An 18,473-nucleotide genomic window follows, 5' to 3' on the forward strand; every position below is an offset into this window, starting at 1 on the left:
ACCCACACCTCCGGTGCCATCCATAATAAAAAGGACATACAGAAAGGATGACGGAAGAATGACCGGTTATATCGAAGTGTTCGGACATGGCGGGGACGTGGAGACGGCTGCGTCACGATTTGGAAGGGAAGCCGCTGAATTTCTGGATTTCAGTGCTAACATTAATCCGCTCGGTCCGCCCAGAGAAGTGCTGGAGTCTATACAGCAAGGGTTGCAGTCCGTGATTCGGTACCCCGATCCGGGGCATCGTAGATTCAAAGCACTGCTGAGCGAGCGTCTTGGTGTGATGCAGGAGCAGATTTCCGTGGGCAATGGTGCAGCCGAAAGTATGGCGCTCATCCTGCTGGGGCTTGCCCCGCGCAAGGTGGGTACGGTGGAACCGGGATTCTCGGAGTATCGGGCGTTGGCAGAACAATTCGGTGCCGAGGTTGTGCATACAGAGGGAAGAGAAGAGCTGGCGTGGCGAGCGGAACCCGAGGACATCGAACAGCTCATGGAAAAGGTAGACCTGCTCTTCCTCGGTCAGCCCAACAATCCGAACGGTGTACAATATCCGCTTGAGGTATTGCAAAGGCTTGCCCGCAAAGCGGAAAAAACGGGAACTGTCCTCGTCATTGATGAGGCATTTATGGATTTTATCCCGGTAGCCCGGCGTCAGTCCCTGGCAGCACATCTGAGCGACTATCCCAATGTGATCATCATTCGTTCGATGACGAAGTTTTATGCCATTCCGGGCTTGCGTCTAGGATATGCTTTGGGCCGTGCGGAATACATTCAGGCAATGACGAAGAAACAGGTGACCTGGAGTGTCAACGGTCTGGCGCTTATGGCAGGTGAAGCCTGTCTGCGCAGTGGAGAACGGTACGAACAGGAGACCATTTCACAGATCACGCGGGAACGGGAACATCTCATCGCAGGATTGCAGACGTATGGATGTGCGATCACACCGGGAGAAGCGAACTTTATTTTGGCACGTGTTCCAGTGCCTTGGACAGCAGCATCCATGCAGGAGGCGCTGGGCCAAAGGGGGATCTTGATTCGCAGCTGTGCGATGTATCCGGGACTTGATGAAGGCCATGTACGTTTCGCGGTCAAGGATGCAGACGCCAATGCCACATTACTCGAAGTGCTGGGCAGCGTGCTGGAAAGCAAGGGAGATCCGAATGCTGATCAGACCTCCATTCATGAATCAAGTCAGCAGGAGCAGACGAAAGATTCGGAACAGGAACAGGGAGGGAAACGGCAGTGACACTCCCGTTTTATAACTACTTCGCGAATGGAAAAACAGACGAGAATGAATATGCCGCCTCTTCCTGGCCGGGACTAAACATATCTGCATATGAACGACATATCAAAGCACAGAGCCCAATGGCTGCCCAAGCGTTGTCGAGTGCGGTATATGGCGGTGGGATGCTAGAACTGGATCGCATATTTAATATCTATGTGGACAGGCATTACCGTTGTGATGATCCGCCGCGTGATATCGAACAAGCACTGAACGAATGGCATGAGCCAGAAGATCAATGTGCCGGATTGTTGACAGCGGTAAGGCTGGAGCATACCTCCATTCAGGAATTTACAAGTGATGAATTTGGTCTTCTGTGCTGCACCACTGCGGGGGTATCGAATGCAGCACGCGCGGGTTCGGAGAGAACGGTATTTGATGCAGCGGGAAATAAGAAGATGGCTTCCGACATGAAGCGTTCTGCTCCTTCAGCACGGAATCTAACGAAGCAGCCCTATGTCCCGGGTACAATTAACATCATGCTCTGGTTGAATGGACGCATGACCACCGGGGCGATGGTGAATGCGGTGCAGACGGCGGTGGAAGCCAAAGCGGCAGCGCTTGCGGATGCAGGTGTTTTGGATTCGGAGAACGGGTTGCCCGCCACCGGCACCACAACTGATGCCATTGTGTTTGCAGTACGTCAGGCAGTGGAGGAACCACAACCGATGATCACTTATGCCGGGACGGCGACTACGGCGGGGGCGGCGATTGGCAGATTGGTATACGACACGGTGACGGAGAGCCTTCAGGCCGGACTGTTATGGAAAGAGAGGATCAGGCACAAATGACTTTTGAGATAGAGCATCTATGGACCTGGCCGTTCTGGACAGGCATGGCTGGAGCCTGGATTATTATACTGGCGTACCTGTTAGACCGATGTATCGGTGATCCGCGCTGGATTCCCCACCCGGTGATTGGCATGGGAAAAGGCATCTCGGCGTTGGAGCGTGTTATTCGCTCGCGTGTGAACACAGATTCGGGGCTGAAGAGAGCAGGGCTGTTGTTCCCGCTTGTGGTTGCGGGGGGTTCTTTTGCCATCACTTGGGGACTTGTATATGTGCTTGGATTGATTCATCCTGTCATTGCGGCGGCAGCTGAAGTGGTGCTCATCGCAACGACCATTGCTTCAAAAGGGCTGAAGGATGCAGGTATGGAAGTGTATCGTCATCTGAAGCATCAGGATTGGCCGGCGGCCAGACGTTCACTGAGCATGATTGTAGGACGTGATACGGCGCATCTGGATGAACCGGAGGTTGTGCGGGGAACGGTAGAGACGGTTGCTGAAAATATTGTGGATGCCATTGTATCCCCGTTATTCTATGCACTCATTGGAGGCGCACCGCTAGCCATGGCTTATCGTGCCGTCAACACACTCGATTCCATGGTCGGATATAAAAATGACAAGTATCTGCATCTTGGCTGGGCCTCGGCCCGTCTGGATGATGTGGCGAACTGGATACCCGCCCGGCTCACCGCAATGCTGTTAATCGTGGGTGCCTGGGTCATGAAATTTGATGCCAAAGGAGCAGCACGGATGGTCGCTCGGGATGCAAGACTGCATCCAAGTCCGAATAGCGGGTTTCCCGAATCAGCAGTGGCTGGAGCACTGGGCATCCGACTTGGCGGACATAACGTGTATCACGGAGTTGCTTCGTTTCGTGCCTATTTGGGCGAGGCCACACGGCCGATGGAAGCCGAGGATATTGTGCGAACATCACGCCTGATGTTCTGGTCCGCAGGGGCTTTTGTTGCACTTTGTGTGTTAATATCGCTGGGTGTGTGGCTGGCAGGAGGGATGCTGTTATGGCCCTAAATGAGGGGAATGCAGGCAAGGACGTACATACGGATCAACCGGCTTCAATGAAACGAAACATTCTGTGGGTCCGTCACGGGACAACGCTATGGAATGTGGAAAAAAGATACCTGGGGCATACCGACATCGGTCTGCTGCCAGACGCCAAAGAAGAACTGGCTCCGCTTCATGAACAATTGAGCGGTGTTTCGTGGCACGAGGTATATTGCAGTGATCTGCTGCGCTGCCGCCAGACGCTGGAACAGATTCTTCCTGATGCCGGCGGAGAGGTGAAGTTCGATCAGCGTCTGCGGGAAATTGATTTTGGACAGTGGGAAGGGCTAACGTATGAGCAGCTCAAGGATAACCCTGAGTACCGAAACTGGATTGATGCGCCGCAGGAGGTCACTCCGCCCGAGGGTGAATCGTGGCAGAAGTTTACGGAGCGAATGGATTCATTTCTCCAAGAGATGTTGTTGAATGGTCGGCCTTCAATGCACGTTGATGAGGGACGGGTACCTACCATAGTTGTGGTTACGCATGGTGGTGTCATCCGATATGCCTTGTCCCGTCTGATTGCCGGGCTTGGGTTCTGGGATACACATGTCGTACCGGGACAGGCGATTCAGGTCCAGCTTGATCGACAGGGGAATCAATGGTTTGGTAGCAGAGTGACTTTTCCGCCAATCGGGTTGTAAGGATGTACAATATACCCTATAATCACAACAGAAGTGTGACTTCAGCATGGATACAGATACGGTGCAGGCTGTGAAGGCTAATGCGTATATAACATGCAGAAATTACATGACAATGATATACCATATCAGCGACCAAGGGTCCCGCGTGTGAAGGCTGTTTTCATGGCAGAGTAGTACGAGTCGTGAAACACACAAGGGTGAAATGGGGAAGCCGGTGCAAATCCGGCACGGTCCCGCCACTGTAAAACAGGATGATTCCTGTAAGTCAGGTTACCTGCCCTGGACGTACAAACCGGTGTTCCTTCGAGGAAAGGACAGCGTTTCGGGCAATTCTATGCGCATGGACAACCTTGGGTTGAACATGTACAGATCGCCATATGCGAGACGTCATCCCTGATCCTGGACGTAAGGATTAGGGATTTTTTATTGTTCATGTAAGATAAACCGAACTTTTACACGTTAACGAAGAGTGCAGAACCGATCTGAAGAAACGGAGTGTTCGCTTAAAGCTTTCTACAAGAAAGCTACATCGGAAGCATACGCTTATCCCCGGATTTTCCCTTTCGAAAAGGGAATCAAAAAGTCTGGGGATAACAGCGATCGGAAGATGGTACTGCAATCGGAGTGGACTTGTGTAAATTGATGGATTTTACTTGTACAGGAACACCAAGGCAAGGTAGTAAGAGTTCAAGCATGTTGCAAGAAAATAGTACAGATAGAGAAGGGGAGAATAACAGAATGAATATCAAGAATTGGAAAAGCGTAGCGTCCCTGCTAAGTGCAGCGGCACTCGCACTGGCTTTGGCCGGTTGTGGCAATGCAACAACGAACGAGGGCACAGGAACTTCGCAGCAACCGGCACAGGAGCAGTCCCAAGGCCAGGCGCAGACGGACCTCAAAACGCAATATCCACTGACCGTTACGGATGCAACGGGTGAATCGTTTACTTTTGAAAAGGCGCCAGCCAAAATTGTATCCGTGTCACCAGCTGAGACAGAGTCCCTGTTTGCCCTTGGATTGGATGAACAGATCGTTGGTGTATCCGACTATGATGATTATCCGGAAGCAGCAACAACCAAAGCGAAAATGGGTGGCATCACCAAGCCCAACGAAGAGTCCATCATTGCATCTGAAGCCGACATTGTCTTTACAGGTATCTCGATGAGTGAGGATGCCGTGAAGAAGCTGCGCGAACTCGGTATTACCATTTTCAAAACGGATCCTAAATCCATTGACGATGTGATGAACAATATCGAAACCTTCGGTAAAATTACCGATCATCAGGAAAAAGCACAAGAAATCATCACTCAGATGAAACAGGACGTGACGGATGTAACCGAAGCGGTGAAGGCCGTTAAACCGGAAGAGAAGAAAAAAGTATACGTTGAATTCTCCCCAGGTTGGTCGGTAGGTAAAGGTGAGTTCATGGACGAACTGATCACTGTAGCCGGAGGAACCAATATCGCTTCAAACGAAGAAGGCTGGTACCAAATCAATGAAGAAAACGTGATTGCCTCTAACCCCGATGTAATCTTGTATGCCAACGATGTAATTGATGAAAACTCCAAAACACTGGATCAGATCATCAAGGCGCGCAGCGGCTGGGATCAAATTACGGCTGTGAAAAATGACGCGGTTATTGGCCTGGATGCCAACCTGCTGAGCCGTCCGGGTCCACGGGTAACTCAAGGGTTGAAAGAAGTAGCCAAAGCGATCTATCCTGACTTGTTCCAATGAGTAAAAAGCTGATCCTGTTCGGAACGACGGGCATGGTGCTGCTGGTGCTTACCGTGCTCATCTGCACGGGCATTGGTTCAGTAGCTTTGCCAATTCGGGATATTGCCGGCATCCTGATTCACAAAATTCCCTGGGTGGGCGACTGGATTACACCGGATTGGAATAAGGCAGCCGAACAGATTATCTGGAAAGTGCGTTTTCCGCGTGTACTGCTTGCTGTGCTCGTGGGGGCTTCACTGGCTATTGCGGGTGCGGGCTTCCAGGGTGTGCTGCGTAATCCGCTGGCCGATCCGTTTACGCTCGGTGTATCATCCGGTGCGTCGGTAGGGGCGGCTTTCCTGATTTTCTTCGGATTGCAGTACGCACTGATCGGAATCTGGACGTTACCTCTAATTGCATTTTTGACGGGTGTAATCACGTTATGGTTTGTGATGGCACTGGCTCGTGAAGGGCGTAAAATACCAACACACAGCCTCATTCTGGCTGGTGTGGTCATGCAAAGTTTCCTGGGAGCAGTTGTTTCCTTCCTGTCGACCATGTCGAAACAGACGATTAATGAAATTATATACTGGACGATGGGAAGTCTGGCATTACGCGGGTGGTCGTATACGGCCATCCTTTTCCCGTATTTTCTGCTGGGGCTGGTCTTTCTCTGGAGCCGGGCACGCTCGTTAAATGTGCTTGCGCTGGGAGAACGTCAAGCGGCACATATCGGGATCGGCGTGGACAGGCTTAAGCTCTCCGTGCTGGCAGTCGGCACACTGCTGACCGCAGGGGCTGTCTCGGTATCCGGTGTCATCGGATTCGTTGGATTGGTGATCCCGCATATGTTGCGGCTGCTGGTGGGGCCGGATTATCGACTGTTGGTACCTTTATCAGCCATTGGTGGAGCGATCTTCATGGTGTGGGCCGATACCATCGCAAGGTCGTTGCTGGCGCCCACTGAAATTCCGCTCGGGGTCGTCACCGCCTTTGTTGGTGCGCCGTTCTTTGCTTACCTGCTGCACCGGAATAAAAAGTTGCAGAAGGGGATGATGCCATGAATTCCAGTACCGGTTCAAACTCACTTATTTCCATTAAGGGAGCTGGGAAGTCATATGGTGATCATCAGGCATTGCGCAGTGTAGACTGGCATGTTGATGAAGGTGACTGGTGGGGAATTGTTGGTCCAAACGGTAGCGGCAAGTCCACTCTGATCCAGCTTATTGCCGGAACGGAACAGTTAAGCGAAGGTCAGATCCGTATCGATGCTCGAGATATCAGCTCATACAGCCGTAAGGACCTGTCACGCATGATCGCTGTATTGCAGCAGGACGGCTTGCCACCCATCTCTTATCCTGTACGAGACGTGGTGGAGATGGGGCGATATCCGTACCAGAACTGGCTGGGGCGGGAAGCGGGTGATGGGGCACTTGTGGTAGACAGGGTACTTGAAGATCTGGGATTGACGGAGCTCGCGGACAGACCTCTGGATGCACTCAGCGGCGGACAACGGCAGCGGGTCGCACTAGCAAAAGTCATGGCTCAGGAGCCACGGTTGTTGCTGCTGGACGAGCCGACTACGTTTCTGGATATTAAATATCAATTGCAATTCATGGAGTTGTTATCGGCCTGGCGACAGAGAAATAACATTACGATTGTAGCTGTGCTGCATGATCTGAATCTGGCCGCATTATTTTGCGATCACATTCTGGCGCTGCGTGAGGGCATGGCGGTTGGAAAGGGCACACCTCATACGTTAATCAACGAAGCGAATATTCAGGACATATTTCGCGTCAAACCCGCAATTGTCTCCCATCCCGACCATGCCATACCTCAACTGCTGCTACGGCGGGACATCGATTAATTGAAGCGGGGCAACCCATATTTTGATGAAGGAAGTGCTGGTTGTATGAATAATGAACAGATGTTGGAGCAAATAACCAAAAGGATTACCGCTCCTAATCAGGAAGTGGCGGCAGAAACCTCTGCGCACGTGGATTCGTTGACGAAGCCGCCAGGGAGTCTGGGCAAATTGGAAGAGCTGGTGATCCGCCTGGCTGGCATGACGGGTAATGCACGTCCGCGTTTTGATCACAGGGCGGTCATTGTCATGGCCGCAGATCACGGCGTAGTGGAAGAAGGCATCAGTGCTTTTCCTGCTGAAGTAACTCCGCAGATGGTCCAGAATTTCCTCGCTGGGGGCGCTGCGGTGAATGTGCTTGCCCGTCACGCCGGAGCTGATGTGATCTGTGTGGATATCGGTGTGAATGCCGATCTTGAACATCCAGACCTGCTTTCCCATAAAATTCGCAAAGGCACGGCCAACATGGCCCGAGGTGCAGCGATGACCCGGGATGAGGCCGTTCGGGCTATCCTTGCAGGAGCCAAAGTTGTATCGGCAGAGGTGGCGAAGGGAACACAGCTGTTTGTCACTGGAGAGATGGGAATCGGCAACACCACTGCAAGTGCTGCGGTAATGAGCGCACTAACCGGAGTTGCACCTGCCGCCGCCGTGGGGAGAGGTACCGGAATTGATGATGCAGGCTTGCAGCGCAAGGCTGCTGTAGTCAGCCGGGCACTTAGTGTAAACGCTCCGAACCCGGAAGATGCACTGGATGTTCTATGCAAAGTGGGTGGACTGGAGATTGCTGGACTCACGGGGGTTATCCTCGCAGCAGCTGCTCATCGTTGCCCGGTTGTTGTAGACGGGTTCATCTCTACCGCCGCGGCGCTGGTTGCGAGACAACTTGCACCGCTGAGTACCGCTTATATGATCGCTTCTCATACTTCACATGAAAATGGACATGGAGCGCTGCTGCGTGAACTGGATCTGAAATCGATGCTGGATCTGGACATGCGTCTGGGTGAAGGCACAGGTGGTGTGCTCAGTCTTCATCTGATTGACGCAGCATGCCTTATTCTGAACGAGATGGCGACCTTTGCAAGCGCGGGTGTCTCGGACGGGACAAGCCCTGCTTCGGACTCCGCTGCGTCGGATGACTCATCCGTGCAAAGAGAGGATTCCCGATGAGCGTACTGGTGACGGGCGGGGCACGCAGTGGCAAAAGCTCCTTTGCCGAACGTCTCTGCATGCAGCGTTCCTCGGAGGCCTGGTATGTGGCGACAGCCCAGGCGTACGATGATGAAATGCGTGAGCGTATCGCCATGCATCAGCAGCAGCGCGAGGCATCGGGGTATCTGTGGCATACGATGGAAGAGCCGATGCATCTGCCTGCTTTGATTAATCGCATGGGTGAAGGGCACACAGGGACTTCTGCACCCACCATTCTGGTGGATTGCCTGACGCTTTGGCTGACGAATGTTTTGTTAGCACATGAGCATGACGAGAAGCAGGTGTTACAGGGACATTTGGATGCGCTGGTTGAAGCGATTCGAATCTATCCCGGTTTGCTCGTTCTTGTTACAAATGAAGTGGGGGACGGGATCGTACCGGAATATGCCCTTGGCAGGAAATATCGGGATTTGGCCGGTGTATTAAATCAGCGCATTGCGGCGATATGCGGTGAAGTGTTTCTGGTAACCGTAGGCATTGCGACTGAACTGAAAAGCAAGGAGTACCGCTTATGAAGGATGGCACGCCTGCTCCTCAGCGCAAAAATGCCGCGGCAGCCGCTTTTCAATTTTTGTCCCGTTTCCCTGTCAAAATGCACATCGATTTTGTCCCGCCGCTGCTGCGTGAAAGTGTTGTTTTTTATCCGCTGGTCGGTGCTGCAATCGGTCTGTGTGTCTGGCTCGCGGGAGCCTTAAGCGGTGCAGTGCTTCCCGCCTTTCCGGCTGCCGTCCTGACCTTGACGCTATGGGTGTGGCTCACTGGTGGGCTTCATCTTGACGGATGGATGGATACGGCAGATGGTTTGCTCAGTTATCGTACTCGTGAGCGAATGCTGGAGATTATGAAGGACAGCCGTGTGGGGGCCATGGGCGTGATCGCCTGCGTCTTGTTGCTGATGATGAAAGCGGCGCTGATCGCCGATTTCATTGCCCGGGGCCACTGGGTGTATGGTGCGCTGTTGATCCTGCCCATGATCTGGAGCCGCTGGTTCATGGTGTATGCGATTTCTGCATGGCCGAATGCGCGCGGAGATGATGGACTTGCCGTATTGTTCAAAGGACTCGGTGAGCGGAAAGAGGTCCAGCGTGCACGCAGCTCAGCCGTGGGGCTGACCTTGATCGCAGGGGCAGTTACGTTTGCCGCGGTGTGGCTTTTCAAGCCGGATATGGGGATTGCAGATGCAATGCTGAGTGGTCTGGGAACACTGCCATGGTGGCTATACCCGGTGACGGCCGTTATTATACTGCCTGTGGCGTGTTATTACATCGGCCGATTCGTGGCTGCGCGGATCAGTGAACGACTCGGCGGTTTAACCGGGGATACGTATGGTGCCATGAATGAGCTACTGGAGGCGGCTTTGTTGACCGTGCTGAGCGTGCTTCAAGGACTGTTCTGGCTTTAACTTTTGAAGTGTGAAGCAGTTTGGAGAGCGTTACGCATGAGGTTGGCAGCATGGTGATCTGGAGATAACACGTAGACAGGGGGAGAGATCGTGGAGGGTAAGCTTGTACAGCAAACAGCAGCAGTACTCATGCTGCAAGGGACGGCTTCCGATGTGGGTAAAAGTGTCATCACAACGGCATTATGCCGTATATTCAAGCAGGATGGCTTTAAGCCAGCCCCGTTCAAGTCACAGAATATGGCGCTGAATTCCTATGTGACGGAAGATGGCAAGGAGATTGGTCGGGCCCAGGGGGCACAGGCCGAAGCCTGCGGTATTGAGGCGACTACCGACATGAACCCCATCTTGATCAAGCCGGTGCGGGACATGCATTCGCAGATCGTGGTGCATGGGGTACCTTTTGCCCAGATGAGTGCTTCGGACTACCGTCAGCATTTCCTGCCAGAAGCAAAGCAGACGGTTATGGATGCGTTGAACCGGTTGCGGGATACCTATGACATTGTCCTGATGGAAGGAGCGGGCAGTCCAGCCGAGATCAATCTGAAGGATCGGGATATCGTCAACATGAATCTGGCAGGTTGGGCCGATGCGCCGGTAATTTTGATCTCCGACATTGATCGCGGCGGGGTGTTTGCTTCCATTGTAGGTACGCTGGAGCTGCTGGAACCGCATGAAGTGGCTCGTGTCAAAGGGTTCATTATCAACAAGTTCCGAGGCGATCTGTCCCTGTTGCAGCCGGGACTCGACTGGCTCGAAGAACGGACAGGCATTCCAGTATTAGGGGTATTGCCTTACATAAGAGATATTCAGATTGAAGCGGAAGATTCAGTGGTGCTGGACTCCATGCGTCATGGGAAATTCGGCAAAACCGAGCTGGATCTGGCAGTGATTCGATATCCGCGAATTTCCAACTTTACAGACTTTGATGCCCTTTCCCGTGAACCGGATGTGAATGTGCGTTACGTGACATCGCCAGAGGAATTGGGCAGTCCGGATGCCATTCTTCTGCCGGGTACGAAGGATACGATAGGGGATCTGGGATTTCTGCGTGAGTCTGGTCTGGAGCAGGCAATCGCCAGCCAGACCGAGCGTGAGCATGTCCAGCTCGTAGGCATATGTGGCGGATACCAGATGCTGGGACGTCATCTGAAGGACCCATTTGCTGTGGAGGCAAATCAGATTCAGGAAGCGAAGGGACTTGGCTGGCTTCCGCTATCGACAACGTTTCTTCAGAACAAACAGACGGTTAGAGCTTCCGGTCGAGTGCAGCCTGATCATCCTGTTCGTCTGTATAGTGAACAAGATGCAGCTGACGCTTCATTACCTGTAAACGGATATGAGATTCATATGGGTGTTACGGAGTGTCACGAGCCGGAGCATGTCACCGGATTGTTTGAAATCTCCCATCCAGGTGGTGAACCATTCCATGAAGGCTGGGGCACAACGGATGGCAGGGTGTGGGGAACTTATCTGCATGGTTTGTTTGAAAGTGATCAATTCCGACGTTCATGGCTGAATGGTTTGCGTGTTGGAAAAGGACTCGTTCCGCTTCAGGAGACATACAGTGCGCATGAACGTAAAGAGATGGAGTTCGATCGGGTAGCCGAATCATTGCGTTCGGCATTGGATATGCAGCGTGTGTACGAGATAATGGGTATTAAGTTACCGGAGTGAGCAGGAGAACAGAGTCAACAGCCGATCTGAGCGAGAAAACATCAAGTGATATAATCAGTATGGGAATGTGATTAATACGCTCAGGTATTGATTATGAAATGGATTAAATGCATTTGTTAATCGTCATAAAACAGTTCTTATACAACAATACCCCCATGTCCGACATACCTTTCTCTAGAAACGGAATGTTAGCGGCATGGGGGTATTGTATATCCTATGATTAAACAAGGTTTAAATCAGGTGATGATGGGTTAATGGTTTACCTGTTAGTTTATTTTGAATTTCTTCATGGCGGATTGCAGCTCTACAGCTTGTTCATGCAGATGGCGAACCGTATCCGAATGTGAATCCATCTCGCTGAGTTGAAGATCTGCTGTTGAAGCAATCTGTAACATGCTCTCACGGGATTTGGACGTAATCTGTGCCGTTTCTTCCACGGACGCACTTACTTCTTCAGCACCAGCGGATACTTGTTGTGTCGAAGCAGAGACGGTCTGAATGGTCAGATTGACGTTCTGGATCAATTCATTCAGTTGCTGGAAGGCTGAGCCTGCTTGTTGAACAACAGTTGTACCTGAACCAATCTCCTGGGTAACACGGTTCATGGCATCAACAGACCGTTCAGCGTCTTCTCGAATGGTGCCCAGATAATCCGAGATTTCCTCTGTGGCTGTTTTGGATTGTTCGGCAAGTTTGCGAACTTCTCCGGCAACGACAGCGAATCCGCGGCCATGCTCTCCGGCACGTGCTGCTTCAATGGAGGCGTTGAGTGACAGCATGTTGATCTGTTTGGTGATTTCAAAAATGGAAGCAACAATGGTACCTACGGCTACCGAACGTTCATTCATGGTCTCCACATACCGTAGTGATTCACTTGCTGTCTGGCCTACACGTTCCATCTGCTCAACGGCATTCTGAGCCAATCGGTTACCGTTAACTGCTTCATTGGCTGCTTCCCCAATCTGCTCGGATACTTCGGCAGAAGATGAAGCAATATGCATGATGCCCTGCGTAATTTCCTCCATGGCTCTGGCGTTCTCGGATGCGCTTGACGCAATGCTGATGCTGCCTTTCTCTGCATCTTCTGCAGAGCGGCTGGAGTTCCGTACCATACCAGACATCGATTCAACCCGTTGAAGCAGGTCATTGGAGCCTGACACCACTTCATTGGACGTGGACAAGGCACGGCTGATCATTTCTTTCAGATTATGTGTCATCGTCTGGAAGCTTGAAGCGAGCTGGGCAATTTCATCTTTGCCTTTGATCTGGAGTTCAGCGGTCAGATCACCTTGGGATATTTGTTTACTATGTTGGACAAGCTTGATGATCGGTTTGGTTACTCTTTTGATCATACTAGTGGAGATCAGCCAACCGAGCACAAAGACTAATGCTGTAATCCCAAGACATAGCCAGAAAATTTGGGTAATCTTATCCTGAATGAATTGGGCGTCCATGCTCACAGCCATAATCATATTACTACCTGCAATTGGAATGAATGCTGCTTTATGTACACCAAAGGAGTCCGAATAGACTTCGCTGATTACCATTTCTTTGCTCTCGATGGCTGTGTTCATTGCTGGCTCTACAGTGATCTCATCCTGGGCTTTCATACCTGAGGAAGAGTTGGCTACAACGACTTTGGCTGAGCCGTCCTGAATAGCAACAACGTAAGCCGCATCTAGATTATGTTCTTTTGCTTTTTCGGCCAGATACGATTCCACGGTCATGGCAGCACCTTCTGAACCGGCTCCGCCACTCTGTACCTGTAGGATTTTGGAGGCAGAAGTATTCTTGTATATATCCTGAATGGACGTGTTTAGGACTTTGTCGAACTGCGGTAGAACGTAACTTTGAATAATATTCATCGACACGGCATAGAAACTAATACTGAACAACAGAGAAGCAACCAGCAGAACGAGGAACAAGGTGCCTCTGATTTTACCGGCAACGGTGCGATTACGAAACATATGATCATCCTTTCACGTCAAGTTCATTAACATTATCGCTTTTCCGTACTCATAAGACCTATCTACCAATGAAGAAAGACCTAAATTATATGTTGAGAAAACTTGGGAATAAGCGGATATACCTATATTACAAAATTAACCGGAGGTTGAATAGAACAATTTTCACGAATTGGTGTATTTTTTTCAGAAATTGATGAATCTGTTACATACATATTACATAATATCAATTAATACCTACCAGAATAGTTTGTTATATGGTATATTGTAAAATGTCTTGTTGGAAGTACAAGAAATAGAAGAGAAAATCGGATATGTTCCGGTTACACACATGCCTGAGGAGGATTTAAAGAAATGGATACTTTTCTAATCATATTGAATGTAGTGGTGATGCTTGCTTTACTTGGCATCCTCTACTGGATGCAGAAAAAGCATATCTCCTTTACGAAACGCGTATTTGCGGGTCTTGGACTGGGGGTTGTGTACGGGGTTATTCTTCAATTGGTGTACACATCAGGTTCTGATGTAGTTACGAAATCAGTCGATTGGTTCAATCTGGTCGGTTCAGGATATGTTCGTTTGTTGCAAATGGTTGTGATTCCATTGATCATGGTGTCGATCATCTCAGCCATCATGAATCTGAAGGGCAAGCAAAATCTCGGTAAGATGAGTGTTTCCATCATTGCCATTCTGTTGATCACCACAGCGATTGCTGCAGGGGTCAGCATTGTAACGAGCCTTAGCTTTAACCTTACTTCCATTGAAATTGAAGGTGGAGATCGTGAGATCGCCCAGGGTCAGAAGATGGAGGAACGTCTTGTTGATGTGAAGGATCAGACCATTCCGCAGCAAGTGCTGGAATTTATTCCTTCGAATCCATTTGCAGATATGACAGGAGAACGTCGTACATCCACACTGGCGGTCGTTATCTTCTCCGCGTTCATCGGTGTAGCTGTACTTGGACTGGATCGCAAAAAACCACAACAGGCGGAAACATTCCGAGGTATGGTTAATGCCGTATACGCGGTGGTTATGCGGATTGTAACATTGGTGCTCAGGCTTACGCCATACGGGATTCTGGCCCTTATCACCAAAGTGACGGCGACCACGAATCCGGATGAAATTCTCAAGTTGATCAAATTCGTCATTGCGTCCTACGTGGCCCTCATCGTGATGTTTATCATTCACCTGATCATCATCTCACTGTCCGGGTTCAACCCGATTACGTATGTGAAAAAGGTTCTGCCAACACTGGTATTTGCCTTCACATCCCGTTCAAGTGCAGCGTCGATCCCGCTGAATGTGGAGACACAGACGAAGAAACTGGGCGTATCGGACGGTATTGCGAATCTGTCTGCAAGCTTTGGTGCTACAATTGGGCAAAACGGCTGCGCCGGGATCTATCCGGCCATGCTGGCGGTGATGATTGCTCCAACGGTCGGCATCGACCCGCTGAGCTGGGACTTCATCGTGACGTTGATCCTTGTTGTTATGATCAGTTCGTTTGGTGTGGCAGGTGTTGGCGGCGGGGCAACGTTCGCTTCCCTGATTGTATTGTCCACCATGAACCTGCCTGTAGCTTTGGCAGGATTGCTGATCTCTGTTGAACCGCTGATCGACATGGGTCGTACAGCCTTGAACGTGAACGGGTCCATGACTTCTGGACTTGTAACCAGCAAAATTTTGAAAGAAAATGATCATGACACATTCAATGATCAGAGCCGTGAGCTGGATTCAGCTGTTCAGGCTTAATAGACTGGATTGGATAGAGGCTCGTGGCAAGATAGTTAGAGCCTTCTGCAATCTATGTGAGAAAAGCCGTCCTTCGGAGGAATCCGGAGGGCGGTTTTTTTTGTAGCCATCACATCATCAAACCTGTGCATGTTGTGTGAAGCCGTATGCTTTTTGATGCTCGTGGTAAGAGAGATGGATGTAGGAAAAGCGTAGTATGGTCGAGAGGAACACATGGAATATAGGAGGGGCGTAGTGACTCATGCACACTTGGAGTTATTTAGTTCTGTTCATGGGACGAGAAATGTGATAGAGTATTCATGTTTTGGCCCTGAGCCAAACCGCGGTTCGTAACCATCCCGCGTAATCAAAACTAGGAAGGCAGTGTATGTATTTATGTTTAACTTAGGGTGGGGAGCGGTTTTCGTTCTCGTAACTTATGGATTTTTCCTGTTGTGTTACCGCTTGTTCGGTAAAAAAGGTCTCTATGCCTGGATTGGTGTGGCTACGGTTATAGCCAACATTCAGGTGACCAAAACGATAGATATTATGGGAATCGTACTGACGCTTGGCAACACGATGTATGTCAGCATGTATCTGACCAGTGATCTGCTCAATGAGAAATATGGACCAGGTGAAGCGCGCAAAGCTGTATGGTTCGGATTCTTTACGTTGATCATGACGACGGTGCTGATGCAGATGGTGTTGTTCTTTGAGCCGGCACCGACGGACTTTGCACAGGATTCGATGAAAACATTGTTCGGTCTGCTGCCACGTCTGGCTCTCGGAAGTTTGACCGCCTATTTCATCAGTCAGTTCCTGGATGTACGATTATATTCCTGGCTGCGCAAGGTGGCCCCAGGGCGCAATCAGTTGTGGATTCGTACCAACGGCAGTTCGATCATCAGTTCATTTGTGGATACATTGGTGTTCTGCACGATCGCATTTGCGTTCATCTATCCTTGGGATGTATGGCTGGAAATCTTCCTGACGACGTATATTATCAAATTCGTATTAACTGCGGTTGGAACACCGTTCCTGTATGCTGCACGCAGCTTTAAGTTTAAGGATGAAGTTTAAAGAATATTCAAAGAGGATCACTTAAAATCACCCTTTGTGCAGTCCATTATAATTCGGACTCTGCAAGGGGATTTTTTATAGAAAACACATGTCCCCGAAACAAGAAAAACTCTTTTTACATTATTATGAAAACGTTATAATATAAACGACCTGTCGTTATGAGCATGTATCATTAGCCAACGATGATTACAACCAAAGGGGAATCGCACATGTACTCTACACTGCGTTATACACTGGAAAGCAATGGCACAACCTACGAGAATGATAGCATGAATGCCTCGTTATTGGTGGATTTGATTACCAATCTGGAATTGCAGGACTACGTAGTACTTGTACCTTCGGAGCTGGTGGAGGGAAGTATGTATATGCAGGCTGCTGCGCTTGAGGAGCCAGGGTACATGGTGGCGGAGATTCGCTTGCAGGAAGGTGAGGGCGGTTTCCGGCATTACAGCTACAGCACAACAGATCCGAACGCGATTATTCAATGGTTTCTGGATTATTGGGGGAAGCAACAGCTGCCACAGCTGGAATCCTGGCAGGATATCACGCATGAGTTTGACTAATGCTAAATGAGTAAGCAGGAATAAGACACGTAGGATGCCGACGGAGTAACTTAGGATATGCTTCGTATAAATAAAATCCCGCAACCCATGATATCATGGATTTCGGGATTTTGCGTTCGCGATTGTACTTGCTACTCTTTCTGTATATGGGCCTAAGGCGTACGCCTAAGGAGTATATTATTTTGAAGATACAGCTCAGCGCAGTTTCGTGCAGTGCGGTTCATGATGCAAGATCGGCTGAACATAGATGGATATGGTGTTGTTTTGACATAGATCCAATTGGATTAGTCGCTAAGGATTTGCAGTTCTTTTGGATATGTTGTCAGAACTTCGACACCTGTCTCGGTCACGATGACATCATCTTCGATACGAACGCCGCCTGCTGCGGTATATATGCCCGGTTCAATTGTGAATACGGTACCTTCATTCAGGATGTCCATATTCTCTCCATGAAGAGAAGGATACTCATGTACGTCAATACCCAGTCCGTGTCCTACTCTATGCATAAAGCGCTCTCCGTATCCGGCTTCTTCCGTGACCTGGCGTGCTGCACGATCCACTTCAGCGCAGGTGATGCCTGGTTTTACGATTTGGATAGCCGCTTCGTTCGCTGCGAGCACCGTGTTATAGATGGTTTTGAGTTCAGGTGAGATGTCACCAAAGGCAAATGTACGCGTGATATCCGAAGCATATCCTGCAGCATACACACCCATATCAAACATCAACAGGTCACCATGTTGCAGTTTCCGTTCACCCGGTGTCCCGTGTGGCAGGCCTGTTTTGGGTCCCGTGAGCACCATGGTATCAAAGGAAGGGCCGTCAGCGCCCAGCTTTTTCATCTGATACTCCATCTCGGCAACAAGTTCAATCTCGGTTACGCCTGTGCGAACATGAGAGAGCCCTTGACGCAATGTTTCTTCGATCAAATGAATGGCGTGGCGAATGCGGGCGACCTCATCGGGTGTTTTTTTCACACGTAATGTGCGAAGCAACGGGCCTACATCTTGGAAGCTGGCAGCACCAAGAGCGGCAGTAAGCTGCTCATAACGTGCGACCGTCACGTATTCTTTTTCAAGACCGACTCGGCCCAAGCGCCCCTGATAACGATCAAACAAAGCATACGGATTATCCGTATCCGTGTGAGTTGCAATGTTGGATACCGAAGAAGCGGCTGCCGCAGCTTCAGCGTCAAGTGCAGGTACAATCAACAGGGGCTCTTCGCCGCGTGCGAGAACCAGGCCAAGGAAGCGTTCATGCGGATTGCTCGCAAATCCAGTTAAATAGTAGATATGTTTCGGATCTGTGATCAGCATGGCGTCCAATCCTTGCCCGGACAGATCGGCTTCAAGACGGGATAAAGGGGTTTGATTCATAAGTGTAGTTGTCCACCTTTCGATTCTTACTATCTTTCTATTATAAAAGAATATGATGGAATTCCAAACTGTAGTGATTTCAGATCGGTTGAATCCCTTGAATTCTTCGTTTGAGC

Annotated in this window: 16 protein-coding genes and 1 riboswitch; of the genes, 14 read left to right on the forward strand and 2 right to left on the reverse strand. The window is 50.2% G+C overall.

Going from position 1 to position 18,473, the window contains the following annotated elements:
* Positions 1-58 precede the first annotated feature (58 nt).
* From cobD to MKX40_RS07300, 11 genes are all read left to right on the forward strand, one after another.
* A complete protein-coding gene (gene cobD, locus MKX40_RS07250) occupies positions 59-1,249 on the forward strand; it encodes a threonine-phosphate decarboxylase CobD (protein ID WP_339240445.1) in 1,191 nt (396 codons plus the stop codon).
* The gene (locus MKX40_RS07255) at positions 1,246-2,076 is read left to right on the forward strand and encodes an adenosylcobinamide amidohydrolase (protein WP_339240446.1); all 831 of its coding nucleotides are present in this window, start codon (positions 1,246-1,248) and stop codon (positions 2,074-2,076) included. The genes cobD and MKX40_RS07255 overlap by 4 nt, the downstream gene beginning before the upstream one ends.
* 44 nt (positions 2,077-2,120) lie before the next feature.
* Complete coding sequence (cbiB, locus tag MKX40_RS07260; RefSeq protein WP_339242966.1) at positions 2,121-3,101, forward strand: adenosylcobinamide-phosphate synthase CbiB; 981 nt, start codon at positions 2,121-2,123, stop codon at positions 3,099-3,101.
* Positions 3,092-3,778: a histidine phosphatase family protein gene (locus MKX40_RS07265; RefSeq protein ID WP_339240448.1), complete on the forward strand. Its 687-nt coding sequence runs from the start codon at positions 3,092-3,094 to the stop codon at positions 3,776-3,778. Before cbiB ends, MKX40_RS07265 begins: the two co-directional genes overlap by 10 nt.
* Before the next feature lie 151 nt (positions 3,779-3,929).
* A riboswitch (cobalamin riboswitch) is annotated at positions 3,930-4,075 on the forward strand.
* Between the two features lie 441 nt (positions 4,076-4,516).
* Positions 4,517-5,515 carry an ABC transporter substrate-binding protein gene (locus MKX40_RS07270; RefSeq protein ID WP_339240449.1) on the forward strand — a complete coding sequence of 333 codons (999 nt, stop codon included), beginning with the start codon at positions 4,517-4,519 and terminating at the stop codon, positions 5,513-5,515.
* On the forward strand, positions 5,512-6,558 hold the full coding sequence (locus MKX40_RS07275) for an iron chelate uptake ABC transporter family permease subunit (RefSeq protein ID WP_307414522.1): 1,047 nt from the start codon (positions 5,512-5,514) through the stop codon (positions 6,556-6,558). Before MKX40_RS07270 ends, MKX40_RS07275 begins: the two co-directional genes overlap by 4 nt.
* The gene (locus tag MKX40_RS07280) at positions 6,555-7,361 is read left to right on the forward strand and encodes an ABC transporter ATP-binding protein (RefSeq protein WP_339240450.1); all 807 of its coding nucleotides are present in this window, start codon (positions 6,555-6,557) and stop codon (positions 7,359-7,361) included. Before MKX40_RS07275 ends, MKX40_RS07280 begins: the two co-directional genes overlap by 4 nt.
* Positions 7,362-7,406: 45 nt before the next feature.
* Positions 7,407-8,528, forward strand: coding sequence for a nicotinate-nucleotide--dimethylbenzimidazole phosphoribosyltransferase (cobT, locus tag MKX40_RS07285; RefSeq protein ID WP_339240451.1), 1,122 nt, complete (start codon positions 7,407-7,409; stop codon positions 8,526-8,528).
* A complete protein-coding gene (gene cobU, locus MKX40_RS07290; RefSeq protein WP_339240453.1) occupies positions 8,525-9,085 on the forward strand; it encodes a bifunctional adenosylcobinamide kinase/adenosylcobinamide-phosphate guanylyltransferase in 561 nt (186 codons plus the stop codon). The genes cobT and cobU overlap by 4 nt, the downstream gene beginning before the upstream one ends.
* Positions 9,082-9,972 (forward strand): adenosylcobinamide-GDP ribazoletransferase, encoded by an 891-nt coding sequence (gene cobS / locus MKX40_RS07295; protein ID WP_339240455.1) that lies wholly within the window; start codon positions 9,082-9,084, stop codon positions 9,970-9,972. The genes cobU and cobS overlap by 4 nt, the downstream gene beginning before the upstream one ends.
* Before the next feature lie 129 nt (positions 9,973-10,101).
* Entirely contained in the window at positions 10,102-11,646 is a 1,545-nt protein-coding gene (locus MKX40_RS07300; protein WP_339242968.1) for a cobyric acid synthase, read from the forward strand.
* A 266-nt stretch (positions 11,647-11,912) separates the two neighbouring features.
* Here MKX40_RS07300 and MKX40_RS07305 read toward each other — a convergent pair whose 3' ends face one another.
* Positions 11,913-13,613 (reverse strand): methyl-accepting chemotaxis protein, encoded by a 1,701-nt coding sequence (locus tag MKX40_RS07305; RefSeq protein ID WP_339240457.1) that lies wholly within the window; start codon positions 13,611-13,613, stop codon positions 11,913-11,915.
* Positions 13,614-13,964: 351 nt separating this feature from the next.
* On the opposite strand from MKX40_RS07305, the gene MKX40_RS07310 reads away from it, so the two are divergent.
* From MKX40_RS07310 to MKX40_RS07320, 3 genes are all read left to right on the forward strand, one after another.
* Entirely contained in the window at positions 13,965-15,362 is a 1,398-nt protein-coding gene (locus MKX40_RS07310; protein WP_339240459.1) for an L-cystine transporter, read from the forward strand.
* A gap of 375 nt (positions 15,363-15,737) precedes the next feature.
* Positions 15,738-16,421, forward strand: a complete 684-nt coding sequence (locus MKX40_RS07315; protein ID WP_339240460.1) for a queuosine precursor transporter — start codon at positions 15,738-15,740, stop codon at positions 16,419-16,421.
* A 209-nt stretch (positions 16,422-16,630) separates the two neighbouring features.
* Entirely contained in the window at positions 16,631-16,984 is a 354-nt protein-coding gene (locus MKX40_RS07320; RefSeq protein ID WP_339240461.1) for a hypothetical protein, read from the forward strand.
* A gap of 284 nt (positions 16,985-17,268) precedes the next feature.
* Here the strand turns inward: MKX40_RS07320 and MKX40_RS07325 are convergent, their stop codons facing one another.
* On the reverse strand, positions 17,269-18,357 hold the full coding sequence (locus tag MKX40_RS07325; RefSeq protein ID WP_339240462.1) for a Xaa-Pro peptidase family protein: 1,089 nt from the start codon (positions 18,355-18,357) through the stop codon (positions 17,269-17,271).
* Positions 18,358-18,473 lie beyond the last annotated feature (116 nt).

The organism is Paenibacillus sp. FSL R5-0517, from assembly GCF_037974355.1.
Taxonomy (GTDB): domain Bacteria; phylum Bacillota; class Bacilli; order Paenibacillales; family Paenibacillaceae; genus Paenibacillus.

Coding starts and splice junctions, on each gene's coding strand:
- cbiB (WP_339242966.1), top strand. CDS start 2,121: ATGGCTGGAGCCTGGATTATTATACTGGCGTACCTGTTAGACCGATGT.
- cobD (WP_339240445.1), top strand. CDS start 59: ATGACCGGTTATATCGAAGTGTTCGGACATGGCGGGGACGTGGAGACG.
- MKX40_RS07275 (WP_307414522.1), top strand. CDS start 5,512: ATGAGTAAAAAGCTGATCCTGTTCGGAACGACGGGCATGGTGCTGCTG.
- cobS (WP_339240455.1), top strand. CDS start 9,082: ATGAAGGATGGCACGCCTGCTCCTCAGCGCAAAAATGCCGCGGCAGCC.
- MKX40_RS07320 (WP_339240461.1), top strand. CDS start 16,631: ATGTACTCTACACTGCGTTATACACTGGAAAGCAATGGCACAACCTAC.
- MKX40_RS07270 (WP_339240449.1), top strand. CDS start 4,517: ATGAATATCAAGAATTGGAAAAGCGTAGCGTCCCTGCTAAGTGCAGCG.
- MKX40_RS07305 (WP_339240457.1), bottom strand. CDS start 13,613: ATGTTTCGTAATCGCACCGTTGCCGGTAAAATCAGAGGCACCTTGTTC.
- MKX40_RS07300 (WP_339242968.1), top strand. CDS start 10,102: ATGCTGCAAGGGACGGCTTCCGATGTGGGTAAAAGTGTCATCACAACG.
- MKX40_RS07310 (WP_339240459.1), top strand. CDS start 13,965: ATGGATACTTTTCTAATCATATTGAATGTAGTGGTGATGCTTGCTTTA.
- MKX40_RS07265 (WP_339240448.1), top strand. CDS start 3,092: ATGGCCCTAAATGAGGGGAATGCAGGCAAGGACGTACATACGGATCAA.
- cobU (WP_339240453.1), top strand. CDS start 8,525: ATGAGCGTACTGGTGACGGGCGGGGCACGCAGTGGCAAAAGCTCCTTT.
- MKX40_RS07325 (WP_339240462.1), bottom strand. CDS start 18,357: ATGAATCAAACCCCTTTATCCCGTCTTGAAGCCGATCTGTCCGGGCAA.
- cobT (WP_339240451.1), top strand. CDS start 7,407: ATGAATAATGAACAGATGTTGGAGCAAATAACCAAAAGGATTACCGCT.
- MKX40_RS07280 (WP_339240450.1), top strand. CDS start 6,555: ATGAATTCCAGTACCGGTTCAAACTCACTTATTTCCATTAAGGGAGCT.
- MKX40_RS07315 (WP_339240460.1), top strand. CDS start 15,738: ATGTTTAACTTAGGGTGGGGAGCGGTTTTCGTTCTCGTAACTTATGGA.